The organism is Marinomonas piezotolerans (genome assembly GCF_003362755.1).
GTDB lineage: Bacteria > Pseudomonadota > Gammaproteobacteria > Pseudomonadales > Marinomonadaceae > Marinomonas > Marinomonas piezotolerans.
In genome coordinates this window covers 1-3,368 of record NZ_QKRA01000024.1, presented here as the reverse complement: position 1 = coordinate 3,368, position 3,368 = coordinate 1, and the positions used below count along the sequence as shown (strand labels likewise).

2 rRNA genes are annotated in these 3,368 nt (G+C 49.8%); both read left to right on the top strand.

The features are described from left to right. The first annotated feature begins 211 nt into the window (after positions 1 to 211). Positions 212 to 3,098, top strand: a 23S ribosomal RNA gene (locus DN730_RS18985). 183 nt (positions 3,099 to 3,281) lie between these two features. Continuing rightward, positions 3,282 to 3,368: ribosomal RNA gene (gene rrf / locus DN730_RS18980) — 5S ribosomal RNA — on the top strand; the annotation flags it as partial.

Genomic DNA, 3,368 nt, shown 5'->3' with positions numbered 1-3,368 from the left:
TCTGACTTAGTGCTTTGCACTAAACTTGCTCTTTAACAATTTAGACTTTTGAAATAGACGATAATCAAGCGTCAAACCGGTGGGATCCTCTTCTAACCCAAGAGAGATTCTATGATCGTAAAATCCAGTGCTGAGACAAAAGCAGCGTTGGTATGTAGTTCAGAGTAGCGATTAAAGGCAACTTTAATTAAAAAACTATTTTGGGTTATATGGTCAAGTGACCAAGCGTGCACGGTGGATGCCTTGGCAGTCAGAGGCGATGAAGGACGTGGTAATCTGCGAAAAGGTTCGGGGAGTTGATAAACAAGCTTTGATCCGAACATGTCCGAATGGGGAAACCCACCCGCTTGCGGGTATCGTATGGTGAATACATAGCCATGCGAGGCGAACCCGGGGAACTGAAACATCTAAGTACCCGGAGGAAAAGAAATCAACCGAGATTCCCTTAGTAGCGGCGAGCGAACGGGGATTAGCCCTTAAGTTGAATTGGTGTTAGTAGAAGGCTCTGGAAAGTGCCGCCATAGTGGGTGATAGCCCCGTATACGAAAACGCCTTTTCAATGAAATCGAGTAAGACGGGACACGTGATATCCTGTTTGAATATGGGGGGACCATCCTCCAAGGCTAAATACTCCTGACTGACCGATAGTGAACCAGTACCGTGAGGGAAAGGCGAAAAGAACCCCAGTGAGGGGAGTGAAATAGAACCTGAAACCGTGTACGTACAAGCAGTGGGAGCCGACTTCGTTCGGTGACTGCGTACCTTTTGTATAATGGGTCAACGACTTAATGTTAGTAGCAAGCTTAACCGTTTAGGGGAGGCGTAGGGAAACCGAGTCTTAATAGGGCGTTCAGTTTCTAGCATTAGACCCGAAACCGGGCGATCTATCCATGAGCAGGTTGAAGGTTGGGTAACACTAACTGGAGGACCGAACCCACGTACGTTGAAAAGTCCGGGGATGACTTGTGGATTGGAGTGAAAGGCTAATCAAGCTCGGAGATAGCTGGTTCTCCTCGAAAGCTATTTAGGTAGCGCCTCGCGTATTGCCATTGGGGGTAGAGCACTGTTTGGGCTAGGGGGTCATCCCGACTTACCAACCCCATGCAAACTCCGAATACCAATGAGTATGAGCGCGGGAGACACACGGCGGGTGCTAACGTCCGTCGTGGAAAGGGAAACAACCCAGACCGTCAGCTAAGGTCCCAAAGTTACAGTTAAGTGGGAAACGATGTGGGAAGGCTTAGACAGCTAGGAGGTTGGCTTAGAAGCAGCCATCCTTTAAAGAAAGCGTAATAGCTCACTAGTCGAGTCGGCCTGCGCGGAAGATATAACGGGGCTCAAACTGTACACCGAAGCTACGGATACTTAGTTTACTAAGTATGGTAGAGGAGCGTTCTGTAAGCCGTTGAAGGTCAAGCTGAGAAGCAGGCTGGAGGTATCAGAAGTGCGAATGTTGACATGAGTAACGATAAAGGGGGTGAAAAACCCCCTCGCCGGAAGACCAAGGGTTCCTGTCCCATGCTAATCAGGGCAGGGTGAGTCGGCCCCTAAGGCGAGGCAGAAATGCGTAGTCGATGGGAAACGGGTTAATATTCCCGTACCGATGTATATTGCGATGGAGAGACGGAGAAGGCTAGGCCAGCACGGCGATGGTTGTCCGTGTTTAAGGTAGTAGGCTGAGTACTTAGGCAAATCCGGGTACTCAAGGCCGAGAACTGACGACGAACCCTCTTTTGGGTGAAGTGGTTGATGCCATGCTTCCAGGAAAAACTTCTAAGCTTCAGATATACATTGACCGTACCCCAAACCGACACAGGTGGTCAGGTAGAGAATACCAAGGCGCTTGAGAGAACTCGGGTGAAGGAACTAGGCAAAATGGCACCGTAACTTCGGGAGAAGGTGCGCCGGTTAAGGTGAAGGACTTGCTCCGTAAGCTTTGATCGGTCGAAGATACCAGGTGGCTGCGACTGTTTATTAAAAACACAGCACTCTGCAAACACGAAAGTGGACGTATAGGGTGTGACGCCTGCCCGGTGCTTGAAGGTTAATTGATGGGGTTAGCGTAAGCGAAGCTCTTGATCGAAGCCCAAGTAAACGGCGGCCGTAACTATAACGGTCCTAAGGTAGCGAAATTCCTTGTCGGGTAAGTTCCGACCTGCACGAATGGCGTAACGATGGCCACACTGTCTCCACCCGAGACTCAGTGAAATTGAAATCGCAGTGAAGATGCTGTGTATCCGCGGCTAGACGGAAAGACCCCGTGAACCTTTACTATAGCTTCACAGTGAACTTTGAACCTACTTGTGTAGGATAGGTGGGAGGCTTTGAAGTGCAGACGCTAGTTTGCATGGAGCCAATCTTGAAATACCACCCTGGTATGTTTGAGGTTCTAACTCAGATCCGTTATCCGGATCGAGGACACTGTGTGGTGGGTAGTTTGACTGGGGCGGTCTCCTCCCAAAGAGTAACGGAGGAGCACGAAGGTGCGCTCAGCATGGTCGGAAATCATGCATAGAGTGTAAAGGCAAAAGCGCGCTTAACTGCGAGACAGACACGTCGAGCAGGTACGAAAGTAGGTCTTAGTGATCCGGTGGTTCTGTATGGAAGGGCCATCGCTCAACGGATAAAAGGTACTCCGGGGATAACAGGCTGATACCGCCCAAGAGTTCACATCGACGGCGGTGTTTGGCACCTCGATGTCGGCTCATCACATCCTGGGGCTGAAGCCGGTCCCAAGGGTATGGCTGTTCGCCATTTAAAGTGGTACGCGAGCTGGGTTTAGAACGTCGTGAGACAGTTCGGTCCCTATCTGCCGTGGACGTTTGAGATTTGAGAGGAGCTGCTCCTAGTACGAGAGGACCGGAGTGGACGAACCTCTGGTGTTCCGGTTGTCACGCCAGTGGCATTGCCGGGTAGCTACGTTCGGAAGGGATAACCGCTGAAAGCATCTAAGCGGGAAGCCTCCCTCAAGATAAGATCTCACTGGTACTATAAGTACCCTAAAGAGCCGTTCGAGACTAGGACGTTGATAGGTTGGGTGTGTAAGCGTTGTGAGGCGTTGAGCTAACCAATACTAATTGCTCGTGAGGCTTGACCATATAACACCAAAGTGGTTTTAAGCTGACTACATAAAATTTACGATACAAAGAATATAAACCAACGGTTTGATACTTGGTTGTCGCTATTTCAAAAGCTAAATGTTAAAGACAGCAAGCAACGACTTTGCGTGTTGTGAGATTGATCCACATCCGATCACTCATAACGAAACGCACACCGGTTTGCTTGACGATCATAGAGGCGTTGAACCACCTGATCCCATCCCGAACTCAGAAGTGAAAAGCGCCATCGCCGATGGTAGTGTGGGAGAT